The sequence below is a fragment of the Algoriphagus iocasae genome, assembly GCF_014206875.1.
GTDB lineage: Bacteria > Bacteroidota > Bacteroidia > Cytophagales > Cyclobacteriaceae > Algoriphagus > Algoriphagus iocasae.
This window is the reverse complement of record NZ_JACIJO010000003.1, coordinates 603,252-623,933: the sequence shown is the minus strand read 5'-3', so window position 1 is coordinate 623,933 and position 20,682 is coordinate 603,252. Positions and strand designations below refer to the sequence as shown.

Here is a 20,682-nt window from a genome sequence, read left to right as displayed (position 1 = left end):
AAGTGTAAAGCCTGCCTACCGGAGGTAGGTGGGAAGTACGAAGTACGAAGTCTGAAATTAGAAGGGAAAAGTTTAAAGTTGGAGGTTGGAGGTTGGAGGCGGGAAGTACAAAGTACCAAGTATTAAGTACAAAGTATGGGGTATTTGGGAAGTGAGAAGTTTAAAGTTGGAAGTTGGAGGTTGGAGGTTGGAAGTTTAAATTGAATAGTGAAAAGTTTAAAGTTTAAAAAGTCTCTACTGGCGAAATACAATAGAAATAGGCTCCCTGCGGCAGCGAGATAGTTATAATAAGTTTAAAGCCTGCCTGCCGGAGATAGGTTGGAAGTGAGAAGTTTAAAGGCTGCTTACCAGAGGTAGGTTGGAGGTTTATGATTTAGTAGTTCATTAAGTTCGCAGTTCATAAAGAAGTAATAATTACGTGAATAGTATAAGCTAAGAAATAGAATTCTTTTCAGAGGAAATTGAATATCGCAAAATTTAATTTCTATTTTTCTTCATAAAAATATTATAATTCTTTAATTTATGATTTTACAAACTTTTAAAAGTGTATATTTTAATTTTTACCAAAATATAGTTAATTACCAATACAATAGACCCAACCCATGATTAACCAAAATTATATCCCTGATCCAAAAGAAGAGGGGAAGAAAAATTTGTATAATCAAGAGATACAGATCAGCAGCGATAGTGATTTATGGAAATCATTTAAATCTGGTAATAATTCTGCATTCATTACAATCTATCAGCGATTTTTTGATGTTTTATTTAGTTATGGGATTAGAATCAAGGATGATGAAGAACTTGTAAAGGACTCCATTCAAGAGGTGTTTTTGGACTTGAAAAAAAACTGTCAAACTTTAGGGAACACAGATTCTATCAAGTTTTATCTTTTTAAATGTCTTAAACGAAGGATCTTTAAAGAACTTAAGGCTTGGGAAAACACAAAACAAGTACTAGATACCGAACATAGTTTTGAGATTGTTTTTTCCCATGAACAAACGCTGATCAAACGTCAAATTGACCAGGAGAAAAGTCAGTTAATCAATGAGGCGATTTCAAAATTATCCCCCAGAAAAAGAGAAATCATTTATTATATATTTTATGAAGGGATGAGCTACCAACAGGCTTCAGAGTTAATGGAATTACATGATTCAAAATCTGCCCGTGACCTTATGTACAAAGCCCTTCGAAGTCTCAGGGAAAGCATTGGGTATCTACCCATATTTTTTATTGTACAACTCCCATAATACCCCATTTTATATTACAAAATGAAGTTTTTAGGCCTTCTTGAAAAGATTTTTTAAAAAAAGTCAAAAAATTATGACGTTGTTTTCCTAATTGTTGCCTTTACCTAGTAAAACAATAACCCAAAAACCTTAATGGCAACTTTTTTGGATCTTTTAGAGGACCTGGAATTTATCAGGTGGGTAAAATACCCAGACCCTGATTTAGAAACTTATTGGAAAAGCTGGATGGAGGCCAATCCAAAGCGAATCGAGGATGTAAAACTTGCACGAGAAGTTATTCATGGTTTAAAATTCCCTTCAAAAAATGTATCCAAGGCCAGCAAGGAAGAAGTTTTGCTTAAAATTCTTAGCGAAACCAATCCTGATTATCAGGAAAGAGAGAGTTTAGATTCGGACAAGAGAACAAGAATTTTTAGAGTTAGCTGGCAAATCACCCGAGTAGCAGCCATTTTAGTTATCTGTTTCATTCTTTCATTTCTTTATTATTACTCAAAAAGAGAAAATACAGTAACTACTCGTCCGACAACAAATTGGATCACCAAATCTACCAATGAGGGAGAAAAATTGAATTTCCGATTACCGGATCAGACGGTGGTCTGGCTTAATTCCGGGAGTAGTTTAAAGTATCCTGAAAAATTTGATTCTACTGTTCGCTTTGTAGAATTAATAGGAGAAGGATTTTTTGAAGTGGCAGAAAACCCAGATCAACCTTTTCAAGTGAAAGCTTCCAACTTGACTACCACGGCATTGGGCACTTCATTTAATATCAATGCAACAGTGAGTGAAGGATCAAGGATATCTCTTGTCACAGGAAAAGTTTCAGTGCTCGAAGCAAGCTCATTAAAAACTTATTTTCTGAAGCCTGGACAGGCATTATCCTATGAAAGTTCGGCTGATTCAGTGTCAATCGCTGACTTTGATCAAGAGCTGGATTTAGGTTGGAGATTTGGAAAGTTAATATTCCTGCAGGCAAACTTTGCCCAGGTTATCCAACAGCTTGAATTATGGTATGGAGTTGAATTTAATGTCAAAGGCACTCCTCCTCATCAATGGAAATTTAACGGAAAGTTTGAAAACCAAACCTTAAATAATGTACTGACTAGTATTTCTAACATTGAAAATTTCACTTATCAACTTGAAAATAAAAAAGTAACCATTCACTTCAACAACTAAAAATCATGTACTACTCATTTTTCAATGACACATAAAAAGTAAGCCAACTGAATCAATCAGCTGGCTCATTTTGATGGTCTAAAGGGAATACACACTATTGGGGAATAGAATACGATCCTTCAGACCCAGTTTAATGAATTATCAATAAACCGCTTAAAATTATGCAATTAAACTTACAAAAGACAATTTATATGTTGTCCAAATACTTCTTATATGGATTTATAGTACAGTTTTTGGCAATAAATTTTGGCCTTGCCACCACTGTGGCAGGTCAATACAAACCCATTGACAAAGTATGGGTAAAAATGGAAAAAGAGTCTTTAAGCCTCCACCAGTTTTTTAAGCTTATAGAAAAACAAACATCATATAGTTTCCTTTATGACCAAAAGGATATCAACGGTAGCGACCAGATTCAGCTGTTAACTGCAACGGGTACGGTAGAAAGTTTTCTGATTGCAGTATCCAAGCAATCCAATTTGCGCTTCAGGCAGGTCAATAATTCTATAGATGTCAAAATCAACCCGTCACTACCTCGAGTATCGATTGTCACAGAAAACCAGGAAATCCCTATAAAAGGAAAAGTTGTAGACCAGTTAGGAGTCCCTATTCCAGGGGTAACTATCGTATTAAAAGGCACTACCGTCGGTACCATCAGTGATGTAGAAGGAAATTTCAGCCTTGATGTTCCGGAAAATTCCACATTGGTATTCTCATTTATTGGATATGAGGACCAGTCATTGGAGATTGGCAATCAAAGCACGGTCACTGTAACGCTACTAGAGAGTCTTTCTGACTTAGAAGAGGTAGTAGTGGTCGGATATGGTACCCAGCGAAAAGTGAATTTGACAGGAGCTGTCAGCGCCATTCCTTCAGAAGACATTAAAAATCAACCAGTAGGACAATCCTCTATGGTACTTCAGGGAGTTGCCCCGGGTGTCACAGTAACCCAAAGAAGTGGGCAACCCGGATCAGATGGAGGAAATATCCGAATTAGAGGAGTAGGAACACTTGGTGATTCCAATCCATTGATTATGGTGGATGGTGTAGAAACCAATATGAACAATGTGGATCCTAATGAGATAGAAAGCATTTCCGTGCTTAAAGATGCTGCATCTGCTGCAATTTACGGTTCCAGGGCTGCCAACGGAGTTGTTTTGATCACTACTAAGAGAGGTAAGGAAGGAGTAAGTGTCAATTATAATATGTATGCAGGAATTCAAGTACCAACGAGATTACCGGAAATAGTAGGTGCTATGGACCATATGCTTTTGGCAAATGAAGCCTTTACTAATATCGGCAATGACCCTCAATATTCAGATGATTTTCTATCTAGGTATGCCGCAGGTATGCCATCTGATCAATTTCCGGACACCGATTGGCAGGCACTAACAATGAGTAATTCTGCTTTTATGCAAAGCCATAATGTAAGCGTCAATGCAGGTAGTGAAAAATCAAAAATTCTAGGATCGTTTAGCTATTTAAATCAAGGGGGAATTATTCCCAATACAAGTTTCAACAGGTTTAATATTCGATTGAATTCTGATATTAAAATTACGGACCGATTAAACTTTTCATCAGATATTTTTCTCAGAAGAGCTGAGCAGATAGAACCTTCCAATGGGACAGGTTATGTATTTCATTGGATGAGAAGAATACCAGCCAATGAAGTGGGAATCTTGTCTAATGGAAGGTATGGAGAAGGATGGAACGGAGACCATCCATTGGCAAGGGCGAAAGATGGAGGTCTGACCACAATGGAGAGTTTAGATGCCATCTTGAACTTCAGGCTAAAATATGATTTGACAGATTGGCTTTCGGTGGAAGGAATGTATGCTCCCAAACTTTGGAATCCACATAATAAAAGCTTTGCCAACATAACGCAGACTTATGCCCGTGATGGAGAAACACCAACATTTTTTGTCCCTCAGAGAAACTCACTTTCCGAAAGGTATACGAGAGAGTGGTATAATAATGTGCGCTTTTTATTAAATATAGAAAAGACCTTTAACAATCTGCACACAATAGGATTTACAGGTGGTTACCAACAAGAGGATCAGACAAACAGTTGGATTTCCGCGTACAGGCAGGTATTTCCATTGCCGGATTATCAGCAGATCAATGCCGGTAACAGATTAAATGAACAAACAGGAGGATCTGCTACACATTGGGCACTTCGTTCTCTTTTTGGAAGAGTTACCTATAATTACGATGAAAGATACTTATTGGAAGCAAATCTGAGAAGAGATGCATCTTCCCGCTTTGCTGAAGGAAACAGAATTGGAGTATTCCCTTCTTTCTCTGCTGCATGGAGAATTTCGGAGGAAAGCTTTATGAAAAACTCCACTGGGATAATTGACCAACTAAAAATCAGGGCATCTTGGGGAAGGTTAGGAAACCAAAACATCGGTTTATACCCTTATGCCGCCTTTATTTCTTTGGGGGGCAGTGGCCAGGATTATTCATTTGACAATGTGATTTCTCCAGGTGCGGCACTAAACAGCATGGCAAACCAGGATATAAAATGGGAAGTAACAGAATCCACAGATTTTGGTATCGATTTCAACCTTTGGGGAAAACTCGATGTCACCATGGATTATTATATAAGAAAGACCAAAGACATCCTCTTACCTCTTAATATTCCATTGACTACGGGACTCAGTGCTCCCTATCAAAATGCAGGGATAGTCAATAACAAAGGTTATGAATTGATGCTCAACTATCGCAATCGAATCGGAGCTTTTAACTATGGAGTAATGGTCAATTTCTCTGATGTCCAGAATGAGATTATTGACATGAAGGGCATAGAAAATACTGGTCTCACCGTCAATAGAGAAGGTCATCCTATAGGCTCATTCTTTGGTTATGTTGCGGAGGGGTTATTCCAAAGCCAAGAAGAGGTAGACAACCATGCTACCCAGTTTGGAAACGTGGCTCCAGGGGACATTAAGTATAAGGATATAGATGGAGATGGGATGATTAATGACAGAGACTTGGCCGTAATAGGTAGTCCCATTCCTAGGTACACTTATGGACTCCGATTAAATGGAGATTATAATGGATTTGATTTTTCTGTGTTTTTTCAAGGTGTAGGGAAAGCCGATGGGTATTTATTCGGTCAAGGAATTATGCCATTCTACTTGGGAGGAACTGTACAGGAACAACATAAAGATCGTTGGACTCCAGATAATACCGATGCGAGGTATCCTAGATTAGCTTGGAATCAGACCAACAATCAACAAAATTCAAGTTTTTGGATGAGTGATGCTTCTTATCTGAGGTTGCAGAGTGTACAATTAGGTTACACTTTTCCTAGTCCATTATTGGAAAAATGGAAAGTCAAAAACCTTCGGGTTTATTTAAGTGGCCGAAACCTGTTTACCATCACCAATTTCTATGAGGGTTATGACCCTGAGGCACCAGTAAGTGATGGAGGTTGGTACCCACAGATGTCAACTTATACAATGGGGCTAAATCTTAACTTCTAATCTGGCAACTCATGAAAAATACAATCATATATATCGCAGTACTATTTGTTTTATTAATTGCTCCGGCTTGTGATGATCAATATTTGGACAGATTACCGCTGGATTCGCCATCAAGTGAAACTTTTTTTGCCAATGAAACAGAATTGGAGATGGCTGTCACAGGAGTCTACAATAGGTTAATGTATAAGACGCAGGGTGCAGTATGGTTTTTAACCTTTGATTTCGCTTCAGATGACGGTTGGGATCGAAATGGCAGTGCACTACAGGCATTGGGAAGAGGTGAGCAAAATGCTGATAATGGTTACACCAATGGGTTTTGGTCTAACTTTTACAGGGCGATCAATCGTGTAAATGCCATCACTTCAGGATCTGAAGATTTAAGGACAAAAATGGATCCTGAAAAGTACAATCGGCTAGTTAGTGAAGCCAGGTTTCTGAGAGCATATTTTTACGCCTATCTGGCTCAACTATACGGAGATGTACCATTGGTTACTTCTATACTTAGTTTAGAAGAAGCTCAAGTACCAAGAACCCCTAAAAGCGAGGTTATTGATTTTGTCCTTTCTGAAATGAATGAGGTAAAAGAGTACTTACCGATGAGCAGTACACAGAAAGGAAGAGTCACAAAAGGTGCTGTATTAGCGATGATTTCAAGAGTGGCGTTATGGAATGAGCGATGGGATGAATCAAAAGCTGCAGCCTTGGAGCTTATGGAATCTGAGGCTTATACAATAAGACCCTGAATACATGAGCATGTTTACTTTTGCAGGGGACAATTCTCCTGAAGTAATCATGAGAATCCAGTTTTTAAGGGGAGTTGAAACCCATAATACACCTAGGGACTTTCTATCCAGAATGGCTTTGGGACATTCCAATAAGAAACCACCGCAAGATTTTGTAGACACTTTTGACTGTATCGACGGATTATCTATCGATAAATCTCCTTTGTACAACCCGCAAAATCCTTTTGAAAATAGGGATCCAAGGTTGAATTACACTTTGGTGGTGCCTGGTTCAAGATTGGTAAACTGGATATTTGAAACACATAGAGACAGTACAGAGACTTGGGAATTTAGGGGTGATGAAAAAGTGAGGGTGCCTAACATTGAAGCCCAACATGCCTATGCTTCCTTTACTGGATACCTTTTCAGGAAACATGTGGATGTATCTGATTATCCTACAAATGTGGGATCATCTGATCAAAACTTGACAATTTTAAGATTTGGAGAAGTTTTATTGAATTACGCGGAAGCAAAAGTAGAACTGGGAGAAGTTGATGAAAGTGTTTACGAGGCCATCAACAGAATTCGTCAAAGAGAGTCTGTGCAGATGCCTCCTATCCCATCAGGGAAAACAGCTACTGAGTTGCTCAACATAATTAAAAAGGAGCGACGAAGTGAATTGGGTATAGAAGGATTGAGATATTTCGATATCAGAAGATGGAAAATTGCCGAAGATGTGATCCCAGGTCCGGTAAGAGGAAGAGTCAATCGGTATGGTGAAGGTGGATGGTTAACTGAAGCTCCTATAATTGATGAATTGGGAACTCCGCATTATGACCATATCAGTAATGCCGATGAAATGGTGGTCATAGAGACTAGGGCTTTTAATCCTAATAGAGATTATTTATGGCCAATTCCAAGAATCGAATTGGAAACCAATACTAATCTAGTGCAGAACCCTGGATACTAATATCACTTTAAGGATAGGGTTATCTTATTTAAAACAATCATTTTATTTAAGTGAGGTAATCCTATCTTTTTCAAACAGTTAAATAAAAATTTTATGAAAAGAATATTAATTGTCTTTTGCATTCTTTTATCATTCTCAATTACCCAAAATACTCAGGCACAGTCTTATGATTTAGTCATCTACGGCGGTACATCAGCTGGAGTAGCTGCAGCCATCCAAGCATCTAGAATGGAAAAGTCGGTTGTGTTAATTGAACCAGGCAGTCGATTAGGAGGCCTAACCACAGGAGGTTTAGGACAAACAGATATTGGAAACAAGCAGGCTATTGGGGGTATTAGTAGAGAATTTTACCAAGAAATAAAAAACTATTACAACCAACCTGAAAACTGGAAATGGCAAAAAAGAGAAGAGTATAAAGACGGAGGTCAAACCACCACAACTTCCAAAGAAGATGCCATGTGGACCTTTGAGCCATCTGCTGCTTTGAAGGTATACTTAGAGATGTTGGAAAATGAGAAAGTGGATATAGTATATGGAGAGAGACTGCTAAGAACAGCGACAGGGGTCAATAAAACGAATGGAAAAATCAATTCCATTACCATGGAAAGCGGAAAGACATTCGAAGGCAAAATATTTATGGATGCTACATACGAAGGGGATCTAATGGCTACTGCCGGAATTAGTTATACAGTAGGAAGGGAAAGTAATGAGCAATACAAGGAATCCCTTAATGGAGTTCAGGCGAATTATTGGGGTGTTACTTTGCAGACCAAACCTTCTAGAAATGCCAAGAACCATAATTTTGTCCCAGGTGTAGATCCCTATATCGAAAAAGGAAACCCCGAAAGTGGATTACTGCCTTTTATTACCAAAGGGGGACCGGGTATTGATGGTTCAGGGGATAATAAAGTACAGGCCTATTGCTTTAGAATGTGCTTGACAGATCATCCGGATAATCGAATTCCTTTTTCCAAGCCTGAAGGTTATAATGAGTTAGAATATGAATTATTGTTTAGAAACTATGAGGCAGGAGAAAACTCTGTGCCTTGGATTAATTCATCTATGCCCAATAGAAAAACAGATACCAATAACCGGACAGGATTTTCTACTGATTACATAGGTCAAAACTATGATTATCCAGAGGCTAGTTATGAAGAGCGGGAGAAGATTGTAGAAGCCCATAGAAAGTATCAGCAAGGGCTAATGTGGACTCTTGCATATCACCCAAGAATTCCTGAAAAAATCCGAAATGAAGTTTCCCGATGGGGTACGAGTAAAGATGAATTTGAACGTGAAGATGGTTGGCAGAACCAGTTGTATGTCAGAGAAGCAAGAAGAATGATCAGTGATTTGGTAATGACCCAACAGCATTGTGAAAGATTAGAAGTTGTAGATGATCCAGTGGGATTAGCTGCTTATGGCATGGACTCCCATAATATTCAGCGCTATGTAGATGCGAATGGATATGTACAAAATGAAGGAAATGTTGAAGCACATGTATCAGGTCCCTACCCTATCAGCTATCGATCTATTGTACCTAAAAAATCAGAAGCTCAGAATCTTTTGGTACCTGTTTGTGTCAGTGCATCTCATATAGCATTTGGTTCAATCCGGATGGAACCTGTTTTTATGGTTTTGGGACAATCTGCAGCAATAGCTGCTTCCTTGGCAATCGACCATTCACTTGCTCTGCAAGATTTGCCATATGACACCCTAAAGACTGCTTTGATTGAATATAAGCAACGTTTAGAATAGAGAATTTTTATAAACAACCTTTCCTAAAATCCAGTGAAAACCTGGTTTTTAAGGGATAATTATTTCAAAAATAACATGACAATTTCCTCAAGTATTAGATATTCCATTGGAATTTTTATGCTGCTATTTTCAATAGTGTTTGAAACTGGCTGCAATTCCAATCAAAAAGAAGAAGACATCAAAGACCTCATAGTATATGGAGGTACATCAGGAGCGGTTATCGCAGCAATTCAAGCAAAAAAAATGGGGAAATCCGTGGTATTAGTTTCTCCTGACACCCATTTAGGAGGACTTACTTCAGGAGGACTTGGCTGGACCGACACCGGAAAAAAAGAAGTTATCGGAGGTCTTTCCAGAGAATTTTATCAGCGGGTTTATGACAAGTATTCCCAAGAAGACAATTGGAAGTGGGAGGCACAAGAGGAATTCGGGAACAAAGGACAGGGCACTCCCGCCATTGATGGAGAATTTAGAACCATGTGGATTTTCGAACCACATATAGCAGAAGAAGTCTTTAATGAATGGGTCAAGGAAGTTGGCCTGGAAGTGTTTCGAGATGAATGGCTAGATAGAGAAAATGGTGTAATTGTTAAAGATGGGAAAATCACTTCTATCAAAATGCTAAGTGGTAAGGAATTCAAAGGTAAAATGTATATCGATGGAACTTATGAAGGAGATTTAATGGCTGCCTCGGGAGTGAGTTACCATGTGGGCAGGGAGGCCAATAATGTTTATGGAGAAGAGTGGAATGGAATCCAAACAGGAGTTTATCATCATAGACATCATTTTCAAGTCTTAGAATCGCAAATCGACCCATATTGGATAAAGGGGGATCCAAGTTCAGGACTTATACCTAGAATAAGTGAAAACGACCCCGGTATCAAAGGAGAAGGAGATCATAAAATACAAGCTTACTGTTTTCGGACTTGTATGTCAAATCACCCTGATAACCGAGTTCCATTTCCTAGGCCTGCAAATTATGATTCTACCCAATATGAGCTATTGGTCAGAATTTTTGATAATGGTTGGGATGAATGGTTTGGGAAATTTGATATGATCCCAAATCGCAAAACCGACACCAACAATCATGGCCCATTTAGTTCGGATAATATCGGAATGAACTACGATTACCCAGAAGCTACTTATGAGAGAAGAAAGGAGATCATCCGCGAACATGAGGATTACCAGAAAGGTCTGTTGTATTTTGTCGCAAATGATCCGAGAGTTCCGAAAGATATTCAGGAAGAATTCCAGAATTGGGGATTGGCCAAGGATGAGTTTATAGACAACGGAAACTGGCCACATCAAATATATGTAAGAGAAGCACGGAGAATGGTAGGGTCTTATGTCATGACTGAAAATGAATTACTCAAGAAGAAGGCTACACCTGAATCAATAGGAATGGGATCTTATACCATAGATTCGCATAATATCCAACGTTATGTAGATTCAGAAGGACATGTACAAAATGAAGGAGATATTGGAGTACACATTCCTGGCCCCTATGAAATTGCACTAGGATCTATCCTTCCCAAAAAAGAAGAAATCACCAATTTGGTGGTTCCCGTTGCTGTTTCATCAAGTCACATAGCTTTCGGTTCTATCCGGATGGAACCAGTTTTTATGATTTTGGGACAATCTGCCGCAACAGTTGCTATGATGGCATTAGATCAGGATTTGGCTGTTCAAGACCTGAAATACCAAGACCTTAAATCAGAGCTTTTACAAGATGGACAAGTTTTAACGATGGAAGATGCTATTCAATAAACTTTAATCTTTTTAAAAAGTAGGTTGGGGTTTGGGAGTGGGAAGTTGGAAGTACAAAGTACGAAGTATGAAGTCTGAAATAAGAAGGGAAAAGTCTGAAATAGGAAAGATGAAGTATTTAGTAAACTGTTAACTCTGCACTGATAACTATAAGATGTACAATGTACCAAGTACTAAGTACAAAGTATTTGGAATGTGGTATGTCGTATGTGGATGTTTGAGAGAGCTATTGATTACTGATCACTGCATACTGAGACTGCTTACTGTTTACTGAGACCTACCTTCGGCAGGCAGGCTGGATACTGACCACTGCGACTGCTCACTTACCTTTCCACCAATGATAGACATAAACCTGTTGAACAGGAGTATAGCCAAGGGATTGGTAGAGTTTGCATGCAGGAGTATTATGTGCCTGAGTGGGGATGAAAAGAGTCTCGGCACCAGAGAGTATGGCTTCATTTTCTGCAGCAAGTACGAGTTGCCGGCCAAGGCCTTTGCCCCTCTCCTTTTCATCTACAGAGAGTAAGCCTATGCTGGCTTCTTTTTCCTCCACTGAAAGTGTTGCCATTGCAGTCAGGCTTTTATTGGTAAGGACAATATCCTCGTCAATTGCTTTTTCTATCCAGTGCTGGTATAAGTTTTCAAACTCCTTTTGATTTAAGCGAGTATCCTTTTTGAATCGGGAATATTTTCCGCTATCCAATGCCAGAGAGACAATTTGTTGGTTTAATGTAGAGTTGAATTGTTGAATACCACCTACCTGGTTGGGATGAAACAATAGCTTTCTAAAAGTTACTTTCTCTCCCATAAATTGAATATCCAAGCTGAGAAACTCCTGAGGAGAATCAGAAAAAATATAGACGAGTTGGAATGCTGATGCAGCATCCAAAAAGGACTTTTCATTCCAATCCTGATCTACCTTCGTTTTGGCAACTGGGTATTTGAACAGGGAAGAGTCGAATGGAAGGGGTTGGAGGTTAATGGGGGACACGGGAAGTTGGAGGTTTGAAGTTGGAGGTTGGATCCGCCACAGCGGACAGGTGTACAAAGTACTTTTTTTAATTCAGAAGTCTTAAGTATGAAAGCTAAAACTGTAAGATTAACTATCCCAAATAAGGTTGACCTCTTTGGTACAAAGTATGTGGTATGTGGTATGTGGTATGTGGTATTTAGGAGGTAGGTTAGAAGTGAAAAGTTTAAAGTGGAAAGTGGAATAGGGCCTCTGGGCGAAATACCATAGAAATAGGCTCCCTACAGGAGCGAGATATTGAAACAGAATAATTTTAGAACCCTATCTCAGAATCGAAGATTCTGTATTTCTCTGCCGAAGGCAGAATATCTCAGCGAAGCTGTATCTCTGCGAAGCGGTATTTCTGGCGACGAAGGAGCCTATATCTCCTTTTCTATTATATAAATCGGCCTGTTCTTTACACCTTCAAAGGTTTTTCCTACATAGAGGCCTACCATTCCCAAAGTCACCAATAAAATCCCTGTCAACACCCAAATGGAAATAATCAAACTGGCATATCCTGCCACAATGATTTCACCGTTGAGGTATTTGTATAAGTTGTAAATTGCAAAAACAAAGCCTGAAAGGGCTACCAGCATACCAACTTTGACTACCAATCGGATAGGTTTATCGCTATAAGCCAGCATAATATCCAATGCTAGATTAAACAATCTCTTGAAATTGTAATTACTATTCCCCTCCTCTCTTCCTGCATGAACCACATCCATTGTAGTTTGCTTGAAACCAACCCATTTGACCATAGTTGGGAAGTAGCGGATGCTTTCCCGCATCTTGATAATTTCTGCAATTACTATTTTATGGTAAAGCCCAAAATTACCGATGGTTTCATCTTGTTCAGAGCCTGTAAGCCAAGCCAAGGTCTTATAAAAGATCTTGGAGGAAAGCCTTTTGAAAAAGTTGTCCTGCCGGTCAATTCTCCTGGCCAATACCACATCGAAACCTTCTTGAGCTTTTGCCAGTAAGTTGGGGATTTCCTCAGGTCTATCCTGAAGGTCGCAATCCATTACTACTACCCAGTCCCCTTTTGCTGCATCCAAGCCGGCAGTAATGGCATAGTGTTGACCGAAATTCCGGGAAAGTTTGATTCCACGGATTTCTGAATGTACCTCGGCTAATTGTTCAATTTTACGCCATGAATTGTCAGGGCTGGCATCATCCACCAAAATGATTTCAAATTCTCCTTCCGTAATACATGCCTGAATCCTGGACACGAGTTGGTCGAGGGTGTTTTCAGCACGATAAACTGGGGAGATTATGGAGAGAAGCAATTTTTTAATTTAAAATTTAAAATGAAAGAATTGAGAATTTAAAATGAAGGGTATTTACCCGCAGCCCCTAAAGGGAAGTATGGGCTTATTGGTTACTGGCTACTATGAGATGTACAAAGTACCAAGTACGAAGTACAAAGTATTTGGAATGTGGTATTGGGTATTGGGTACTTTCAACTGTCCACTGACCACTGTCCACTGAGACTGCCTACTATCAGATGTATAAAGTACCAAGTACCAAGTACGAAGTCTGAAATTGGAAAGATGATGTACTTAGTAAACCGTTAACTCTACACTGAAAACTGCCAACTGAGACTGCCTACTGCGACTGTCTACTGAGACTGATCACTATGGGAGGTACAAAGTACCAAGTACGAAGTACAAAGTATGTGGTATGTGGGATTTGGTACAGTCAACTGTCCACTGACCACTGAGACTGCCTACTGACCACTGCCAACTGCGACTGACCACTGCCAACTGATCACTGACCACTGTTTAGGCCACATCTGCAAAAATCCTCTCCATCCTACGAAAGTACATCATGCCAAAAACAAAAAGGATGAATGCGACGATAGTTCCTGGCCAGATCCATTCCCATGGCATGGGTCTATCGAGGAAGGCTGCACGGAAGCCTTCTATTACTCCTACCATAGGGTTCAGAATGTAAAACTTCTGGTATTGCTCAGGAACTGCTGTGGTGCTATACACTACCGGTGCAGCATAAAGCAGGAGTTGGACTACAAAAGTCAGGGCATGTTTCACATCCCTGTATTTTACTGCCATGGCGGAAAGCATCATACCCATGCCAAGGCTGCACATGAGGAGTTGGATGATCAAAAGAGGCAGAACCAATAAGCCCCAACCTGGTGTGATTTGGAAATAAATCATCATGCCGATCACTACCACAAAAGCGATGATAAAGTCCAGCAATTTGGAAAGAATAGAAGAAAGTGGAAGCACCATTCTTGGGAAATAGACCTTGGTGATCATGTTGGCGTTTTGGATAAGGGAATTCGCCGATTCTGTCAGTGTACCTGAGAAGTAATTCCATGGCCAAAGGGCTAGGTAGGAAAACAAAGTATAAGGGATTCCATCCGAATCTACTTTCGCCAATCCTCCAAAAACGATGGTAAAGACAACCGTTGTAAAAAGAGGTTGAATGATAGCCCAGGCAACACCTAAAACCGATTGAGCATAGCGGGCTTTAATGCCCCTAAGCGTCAGGAAGTATAATAGGTCTTTGTAGCGCCAAAGCTCTTTGAAGTCTATGAGTTGCCAACCGGAAGTTGGTTCGATGACTTTATAATGTTGTTTTTGTTCCAAGTTGAGTTAAGTAAATGGAATTTGGTATATGGTATTTGGGGTATGAAGTACTAAGTACTATGTACCAAGTACAAAGTATGGGGTACTTGACTTGTGGTATCTGGTATCTGGTATTTAGGAGGTGGGAAATACAATTGATATGTTACTATTTGCGAGATTTCTCCTCGCGGTATTAGCTGTTCTTCCTTTTCGTATGGTATTCGCTCGTTCGAAATGACTGAGTGTTAATTGATCGTTTTATTGTCATTTCGAAGGAGGGAACGAATCGGTTTTTCAACTCCTAAAAAACAACCGACTGAGAAATCTAAATCATTAGTATTTGTTACTATTTGCGAGATTTCTCCTCGCGGTATTAGCTGTTCTTCCTTTTCGTATGGTATTCGCTCGTTCGAAATGACTGAGTGTTAATTGATCGTTTTATTGTCATTTCGAAAGAGGGAACGAATCGGTTTTTCAACTCCTAAAAAAACAACAGACTGAGAAATCTAAATTATTAAGCCTATTCGAGATTATGAGATTTCTCTCTCCGCAAGCTCCGTTCGAAATGACTTTGAACTATGTTGATATGAATTATTCGAGTCATTTCGAACAATTGTTATTGATTTTTGTCATTTCGAAGGACGAAGGACTGAGAAATCTCAAACCTAGTCTATTTCTAAAAACTCCCATTTGGGATTTTGAATTTCTATAAGTTTGTTCTTTTTCTCCCTTCTCCACTTTTTTAATTCCTTTTCTCTTTCTATTGCCTCCTTTGGCGTCCCATATTCTTCATAATAGACAAGGTTGTGACATTGGTACTTTGAAGTGAAGGAATTTAAAGACCCAAGACCATTTTTATGTTCATAAATTCTCCGATGAAGATCATTTGTAACACCAATGTAAAGTGTAGTTTTTGATCTATTTGTAAGAATATATACAAACATATATTTAAAAGAAGATTGAATTTAGATTTCTCCTCGCGGTATTAGCTGTTCTTCCTTTTCCTATGGTATTCGCTCGTTCGAATGACTGAGTGTTAATTGATCGTTTTATTGTCATTTCGAAAGAGGGAACGAATCGGTTTTTCAACTCCTAAAAAAACAACCGACTGAGAAATCTAAATTATTAAGCCTATTCGAGATTATGAGATTTCTCTCTCCGCAAGCTCCGTTCGAAATGACTTTGAACTATGTTGATATGAATTATTCGAGTCATTTCGAAGGACGAAGGACTGAGAAATCTCAAACCTTCCGTCAATAAATTTTAGGAACCAAAAACCAAAATACCTTGGATATCCCCGGGATCGGACTCGAGGATAGTTACTTCCACTTTTCGTTGGACTTTTTCGAAGGTTTTTTCTTTGATGAATTCCAGGTATTTCTTATCCAGATTTTTACCAATTAAGATCATATTGACTGTTCCAGAGTCTATTCCCAAAGCATAATCTCCCACGATATAGGCCTTCTCCACCTCCCCCATTCTTTTGACGATTCTCTCCATCAAATCATCCAGCCCCAGAAACTTGGACACCATATTGGTGATTTCATTGAAAAAGGGATGGTTTTTATTGGCTTTGTAAAGCTTGGTTTTCCCCTCCTCCTCCGATACCAATAAACCAGCCTCTGTCAAGCGATTGAGTTCGACCCTAACGGAATTGGTAGACTCATCAAATTCCTTGGCCAATGAACGCAGGTATCCTGAATTGGCATGAGCAAAGAACTTGAGCAGAAGTTTGATGCGGGTTTTAGATGTGACTAGGGATTCGAGCACTTATTAATTTAAAATGGAAGAATTAGGAATTTAAAATGGAAGAATTAGAAATTTAAAATGGAAGAATTAGGAATTTAAAATGGAAGAATTAAGAATTTAAAATGGAAGAATTAAGAATTTAAAATGGAAGAATTAAGAATTTAAAATGGAAGAATTAGAAATTTAAAATGGAAGAATTAAGAATTTAAAATGGAAGAATTAGAAATTTAAAATGGAAGAATTAGAAATTTAAAATGGAAGAATTAAGAATTTAAAATCTCAACTGGTGGCGAGGAGCTATTTTAAATTTTCTCTAGATTTCTTGATTATAGAATTAAGCAGGAGAATTATTTCTTCTATTTCTGATTTTAAATAGGGAAATGAAGGATGTTCGGAGAGTAATTCTTTTTTATCCAATAGTCTTAGCCAGTACCTGGTTTCCCGAGCTTCTTTATTTGAGATCGTGAGTTTTGCTACGAAATCAAGCTTCGAGTGGGCAGCTTGTGCTTCTTCAACGTTGGCGCCAATAGAGGTTCCTGATTTTACTAGTTGATCTGCAATTTTGTAATGACCTTTTTCTCTTAAATCCAGATAAACAGTAATTATCTCCTGAGCAAACCTGAATGTTTTATCAACAATAATATTTGCCATAATAAAAAATTAAAAATGGGGAAATTTAAAATGGAAAATTAATAATTTAAAATTAGCAGATAATCATCCACCAAAGACAGTCCATTGTCCATAAAATGTTGAAAGAGACTTCAACCCCTTTTTTCTTTGGGTACAGGTATGAAAGCGTATACTAAAATTTAAAATTAAGGCCTAATTAATTTACAAAAGATTAGAAATAGAACCCAAGTTCAATTTTAAATTAAATAATTATAAATTTTAAATTCCGCCTCCGGCGGACAGCTTCGCCCTTTCACTCCCACCATGGAAACTAGCGACTGAGTAAATTTATTACTCGGTTAAACAAATTTAATGGGATTTGGGAATAATGCAATTTTACGATGAACGGTGAAGGGAGAGTAGAGAGTTTAAAGTTTAAAGTAGATGGGGAGAAGTCGGAAGTTGGAGGTGGGAAGTTGGAGGTTGGAAGTGGGAAGTTGGAGGTTGGAAGGATTTATTTTGATTAATGTTTCCCCACACTGGCTTTAAACCTTAAAAACTGAAAATTATCACTGGTATTATATGATTTCAATTGAAAATTCGGATTTATGGATTTCATATAATCAGGGAAAACAAGTGGCTCATCCATTCTAATTGCTAAAAGAGAAAAAGAATCCAAATCTTTTAAACTATTCACTCCAAACCTCTTTAAAATCTCTTTTTGAAAGGGGGATCTAGAAAGCCATCCTTGGTTGATAAAAGGTACCGGAGAACTTGCACTATAATTCAACCCAAACATATGTTCTTGATACCCTTCTAAAAACACAGGTTCTGTATCAGGCAATTCAGCCAATAATCTTTTCATCTCTTTTTTCATCACTCTTCTACCATTTCCTTCATCCAGAAAATTGTAAAAGTGATATCCTAAACCCAATACTAATAAGAGTCCAATTGCATAAATGAATTTAGGTTTTTTAATAACATGCGAATTTTGAAACAATACAAAAACTAAAACCAGAAAAAAGAGCATATTGACTCTTCCATAAAACAAATAAAAATGATTTAAAATCATAAAAATCAAAGCCCAAAGACCTAAAAACAGAACATTCTTTTTCTTGAAACCGAAAAGGATTAGAAGAACAACTATCAGCGATAAAAAGGATTTAAATGCTTCCGCCTTTTGAACCAAAACGATTCGAACAAATGTATTTTTGAATTGATTGATTGTAAAAAGCTCAGAATCCAAATTACTTTTCTCAGCGTTTAACGCATCTAAATCAATATGACCTTCTTCGAAATACCATCGCGAAAAATAGAACCAAGGATCATCAGGGTCAATTTCATTTTCCAGAACTTTCCGATAAAAAACCGGATGATCAATAACTGAGGATCTAGCTCTGTTAAAAGCCAAGAATTCATTATAATCCGATGCCTTTTCATAAATGGTTTTACTCCCAAAAACCATTGCTCCTATCAAAATGATTGAGAATAAAAAAGGAAGAAATCCTTTCAGATTTTTAAAAGGATATTGGCAGAAAATCCAGATGAGTATCCCGAAAGTAACCAGAGCAGCAGCTTCAAATCGGATTAAAAAACCAATTAAAATCAAGAGATATGACTCCCATTTAACTTTCTCAAATTCCTCTTTTTTAATAAGTAGGCCGAATCCAGCCATGGTCATATAGCCTGCTACCTGGGTGAATTGTAAAAAGAAAAGTAAATGAAGTAAGATGGAAAGGTTGAGCAACCCAAAGAGACTTTTTTGACTAATTGATACTTTTAATCTCCCAATAATTGATATTAATGAAGTAAATGACAGGAAAACAAAAAAGAACCAAGTAAGAGGATACCAAGGAATATTTGGCGCTAGGGTGTAAAGCTTGGAAAAGATCCAGCTGAGGATGGGATGGATGAAAACGACATAGGATTCAGGTGTGCAAGTATAGGCTCCTGAAACCAGCCACATCATGATTTCATCATCATTTACCTGAAACCTCCAAGGCAAAAACCAAATGGTAATGGTGGCGATAAGCCCAAGGATGGACCAGATGAATTGGAAATTATTCTTCAGTAGGGTTTTCAATCTTCTTGCTTTCTCAATTCCAATTTAAGAGTACCTTGGGCAAAGCTATATTCTTTTTCGATAAATTCTTCCGGCCTAAAATTTGGGAGCTCTTGATAAGGAAAATATAAAATGGCTCTCAGTCCCTTGGGAAATTCAGGATAAAGAGATTTTAATTGATCCTGATCCCAAATTCCGGGACTGTTAGGAGATTGTCTGTTCAGAAGATACATCCATCCTGGGTTTCTATAAACAGCGATCATTTCTGAATCGGGGATTTCGGCAAGCATTGGCTTCACATCTGACAAAATCTCATGCATTTCCCGAGAAAGCAAAATATACCTTCCTGGTTTATATTCCCATTTGCTGTTAAAGTTCCAAAGCGACTCTGAACCGAAAGGTTTCCACCATATCCCATTGAATACTAAGAGCAAGGAAACAATGGGAACTGCAACTTTTATTTGGGAGATTTTATCAGTGTCTGGGCCTACTAAAAACATCAAAGTAATAAGCCAAAACACCCAGTAATGAATTCCGAGTCGCAGCCAGTAAACATTGGAGCCCATATGTAAGGCAAAAGGAAGGATCAGAACTAATAACAGTAAAAGATGCTGATCTTTGGAAATTGATTTCCAATCAAATCTCCCGACAAAAAATCCCATCAGAGCAGCAGTGATCAACATAAAAATATGAGACCATTCCTCTGTAATCCAAGTGATATTAAATACTACTCCTATGATTCCTAAAAGAATAGCTAACAAGTATGAAGTAAAGCTGGATTTCAGTTTTGAAATCAAATAAGCAGGAATGGCTACCAGAAGAATCCAAAACGCTCCCACTAGGTTGATTTTAAATAAATGTCCCCATTGATAATCAGACCTCGAGTCCATCATCGCCCAACTTTCCTGAATTCGGGAGATGACCGAAACACCCACTGAAAGACTAAAAAAGCATTCCAACAAGATAAATGGAACTGAGAGGCTTAAGATAATTTTCCAGTTCAACTGCCTTTTATATCCCAAGCAAATCAGGGATAGGATCAGCAAGCAAAATGCTGCGGTTATTTTCACATAAATCAGCAAAGCCAAAATGAAACCCAAAATCAAAACTCTGGATAACCGAATTGTCTTATAAGAAATCATCCAAAGCCATAGGCAAGCCAATGTCACCGATAGGGAATTATAGGATAAACTTGCCGGCAAAAACGCATAACCTGAGAATATAGCTAATAGAAAAATCAAACCATGCTCCCAGTCAAAATCCTGTTTTTGATTAAGATTCTTCCAAAAATAAGTAAGAGATAATGCCGCTAGGAAATAGCAAAGCAATCTTAAAAATCTGGAGCAGACAATTCCGAATTCAAATCCAGTAAGTTGGTAGAAGAGCTTGAAGAACAAATCATAATGATAAATCCCAGCTTGATTTTCCTGTAAGGGATCTAGAAGAAGCAAATACAAACCTTCGTCCATGACATCGAAACCCTTATTGAAGCCAAAAATGATGAAAGCCAAGGTAAGCAGACAAAAACTAATGAGGTAAATCT

The 20,682-nt window shown here is 38.2% G+C and carries 17 protein-coding genes; 9 read left to right on the top strand and 8 right to left on the bottom strand.

The genetic code is table 11. From position 1 onward, the window contains the following. Positions 1 to 602: 602 nt before the first annotated feature. The 7 genes from FHS59_RS16965 to FHS59_RS16935 all read left to right on the top strand — a co-directional run bounded on the left by FHS59_RS16965 (position 603) and on the right by FHS59_RS16935 (position 11,119). Positions 603 to 1,247 carry an RNA polymerase sigma factor gene (locus FHS59_RS16965; RefSeq protein ID WP_184496564.1) on the top strand — a complete coding sequence of 215 codons (645 nt, stop codon included), beginning with the start codon at positions 603 to 605 and terminating at the stop codon, positions 1,245 to 1,247. 132 nt (positions 1,248 to 1,379) lie between these two features. Further along, complete coding sequence (locus FHS59_RS16960) at positions 1,380 to 2,420, top strand: FecR family protein (protein WP_184496563.1); 1,041 nt, start codon at positions 1,380 to 1,382, stop codon at positions 2,418 to 2,420. A 161-nt stretch (positions 2,421 to 2,581) separates the two neighbouring features. Beyond that, a complete protein-coding gene (locus FHS59_RS16955; protein WP_184496562.1) occupies positions 2,582 to 5,905 on the top strand; it encodes a SusC/RagA family TonB-linked outer membrane protein in 3,324 nt (1,107 codons plus the stop codon). An 11-nt stretch (positions 5,906 to 5,916) separates the two neighbouring features. After that, a complete protein-coding gene (locus FHS59_RS16950; RefSeq protein WP_184496561.1) occupies positions 5,917 to 6,648 on the top strand; it encodes a RagB/SusD family nutrient uptake outer membrane protein in 732 nt (243 codons plus the stop codon). Between the two features lie 4 nt (positions 6,649 to 6,652). After that, entirely contained in the window at positions 6,653 to 7,597 is a 945-nt protein-coding gene (locus tag FHS59_RS16945; RefSeq protein WP_184496560.1) for a RagB/SusD family nutrient uptake outer membrane protein, read from the top strand. A gap of 93 nt (positions 7,598 to 7,690) precedes the next feature. Next, entirely contained in the window at positions 7,691 to 9,352 is a 1,662-nt protein-coding gene (locus FHS59_RS16940; RefSeq protein WP_184496559.1) for an FAD-dependent oxidoreductase, read from the top strand. A 117-nt stretch (positions 9,353 to 9,469) separates the two neighbouring features. After that, positions 9,470 to 11,119 (top strand): FAD-dependent oxidoreductase, encoded by a 1,650-nt coding sequence (locus tag FHS59_RS16935; protein ID WP_184496558.1) that lies wholly within the window; start codon positions 9,470 to 9,472, stop codon positions 11,117 to 11,119. Between the two features lie 319 nt (positions 11,120 to 11,438). On the opposite strand, the gene FHS59_RS23480 is transcribed toward FHS59_RS16935, so the two are convergent. Both FHS59_RS23480 and FHS59_RS16925 read right to left on the bottom strand, forming a co-directional pair. Continuing rightward, positions 11,439 to 12,110: a GNAT family N-acetyltransferase gene (locus FHS59_RS23480; protein WP_184496557.1), complete on the bottom strand. Its 672-nt coding sequence runs from the start codon at positions 12,108 to 12,110 to the stop codon at positions 11,439 to 11,441. Between the two features lie 398 nt (positions 12,111 to 12,508). Further along, positions 12,509 to 13,417 carry a glycosyltransferase family 2 protein gene (locus tag FHS59_RS16925; protein WP_184496556.1) on the bottom strand — a complete coding sequence of 303 codons (909 nt, stop codon included), beginning with the start codon at positions 13,415 to 13,417 and terminating at the stop codon, positions 12,509 to 12,511. Between the two features lie 43 nt (positions 13,418 to 13,460). Here FHS59_RS16925 and FHS59_RS16920 point away from each other — a divergent pair, with 43 nt between their 5' ends. Beyond that, the gene (locus tag FHS59_RS16920; RefSeq protein WP_184496555.1) at positions 13,461 to 13,619 is read left to right on the top strand and encodes a hypothetical protein; all 159 of its coding nucleotides are present in this window, start codon (positions 13,461 to 13,463) and stop codon (positions 13,617 to 13,619) included. Between the two features lie 293 nt (positions 13,620 to 13,912). Here the strand turns inward: FHS59_RS16920 and FHS59_RS16915 are convergent, their stop codons facing one another. The 4 genes from FHS59_RS16915 to FHS59_RS16900 all read right to left on the bottom strand — a co-directional run bounded on the left by FHS59_RS16915 (position 13,913) and on the right by FHS59_RS16900 (position 17,119). Then, positions 13,913 to 14,740 carry an ABC transporter permease gene (locus FHS59_RS16915; protein ID WP_184496554.1) on the bottom strand — a complete coding sequence of 276 codons (828 nt, stop codon included), beginning with the start codon at positions 14,738 to 14,740 and terminating at the stop codon, positions 13,913 to 13,915. 644 nt (positions 14,741 to 15,384) lie between these two features. Next, positions 15,385 to 15,663, bottom strand: a complete 279-nt coding sequence (locus FHS59_RS16910; protein ID WP_184496553.1) for a GIY-YIG nuclease family protein — start codon at positions 15,661 to 15,663, stop codon at positions 15,385 to 15,387. 319 nt (positions 15,664 to 15,982) lie between these two features. Next, a complete protein-coding gene (locus tag FHS59_RS16905; RefSeq protein WP_184496552.1) occupies positions 15,983 to 16,489 on the bottom strand; it encodes a winged helix-turn-helix domain-containing protein in 507 nt (168 codons plus the stop codon). Between the two features lie 276 nt (positions 16,490 to 16,765). Beyond that, positions 16,766 to 17,119 (bottom strand): four helix bundle protein, encoded by a 354-nt coding sequence (locus FHS59_RS16900; protein WP_184496551.1) that lies wholly within the window; start codon positions 17,117 to 17,119, stop codon positions 16,766 to 16,768. Between the two features lie 359 nt (positions 17,120 to 17,478). Here FHS59_RS16900 and FHS59_RS23475 point away from each other — a divergent pair, with 359 nt between their 5' ends. Continuing rightward, entirely contained in the window at positions 17,479 to 17,604 is a 126-nt protein-coding gene (locus FHS59_RS23475; RefSeq protein WP_262890873.1) for a hypothetical protein, read from the top strand. On the opposite strand, the gene FHS59_RS16895 is transcribed toward FHS59_RS23475, so the two are convergent. Together FHS59_RS16895 and FHS59_RS16890 are read right to left on the bottom strand one after the other, a co-directional pair. Beyond that, the gene (locus FHS59_RS16895) at positions 17,601 to 19,160 is read right to left on the bottom strand and encodes a hypothetical protein (protein ID WP_184496550.1); all 1,560 of its coding nucleotides are present in this window, start codon (positions 19,158 to 19,160) and stop codon (positions 17,601 to 17,603) included. The two genes, FHS59_RS23475 and FHS59_RS16895, sit on opposite strands and share 4 nt — an antisense overlap. Then, positions 19,157 to 20,650 (bottom strand): hypothetical protein, encoded by a 1,494-nt coding sequence (locus FHS59_RS16890; protein ID WP_184496549.1) that lies wholly within the window; start codon positions 20,648 to 20,650, stop codon positions 19,157 to 19,159. Before FHS59_RS16890 ends, FHS59_RS16895 begins: the two co-directional genes overlap by 4 nt. Between the last annotated feature and the right edge of the window lie 32 nt (positions 20,651 to 20,682).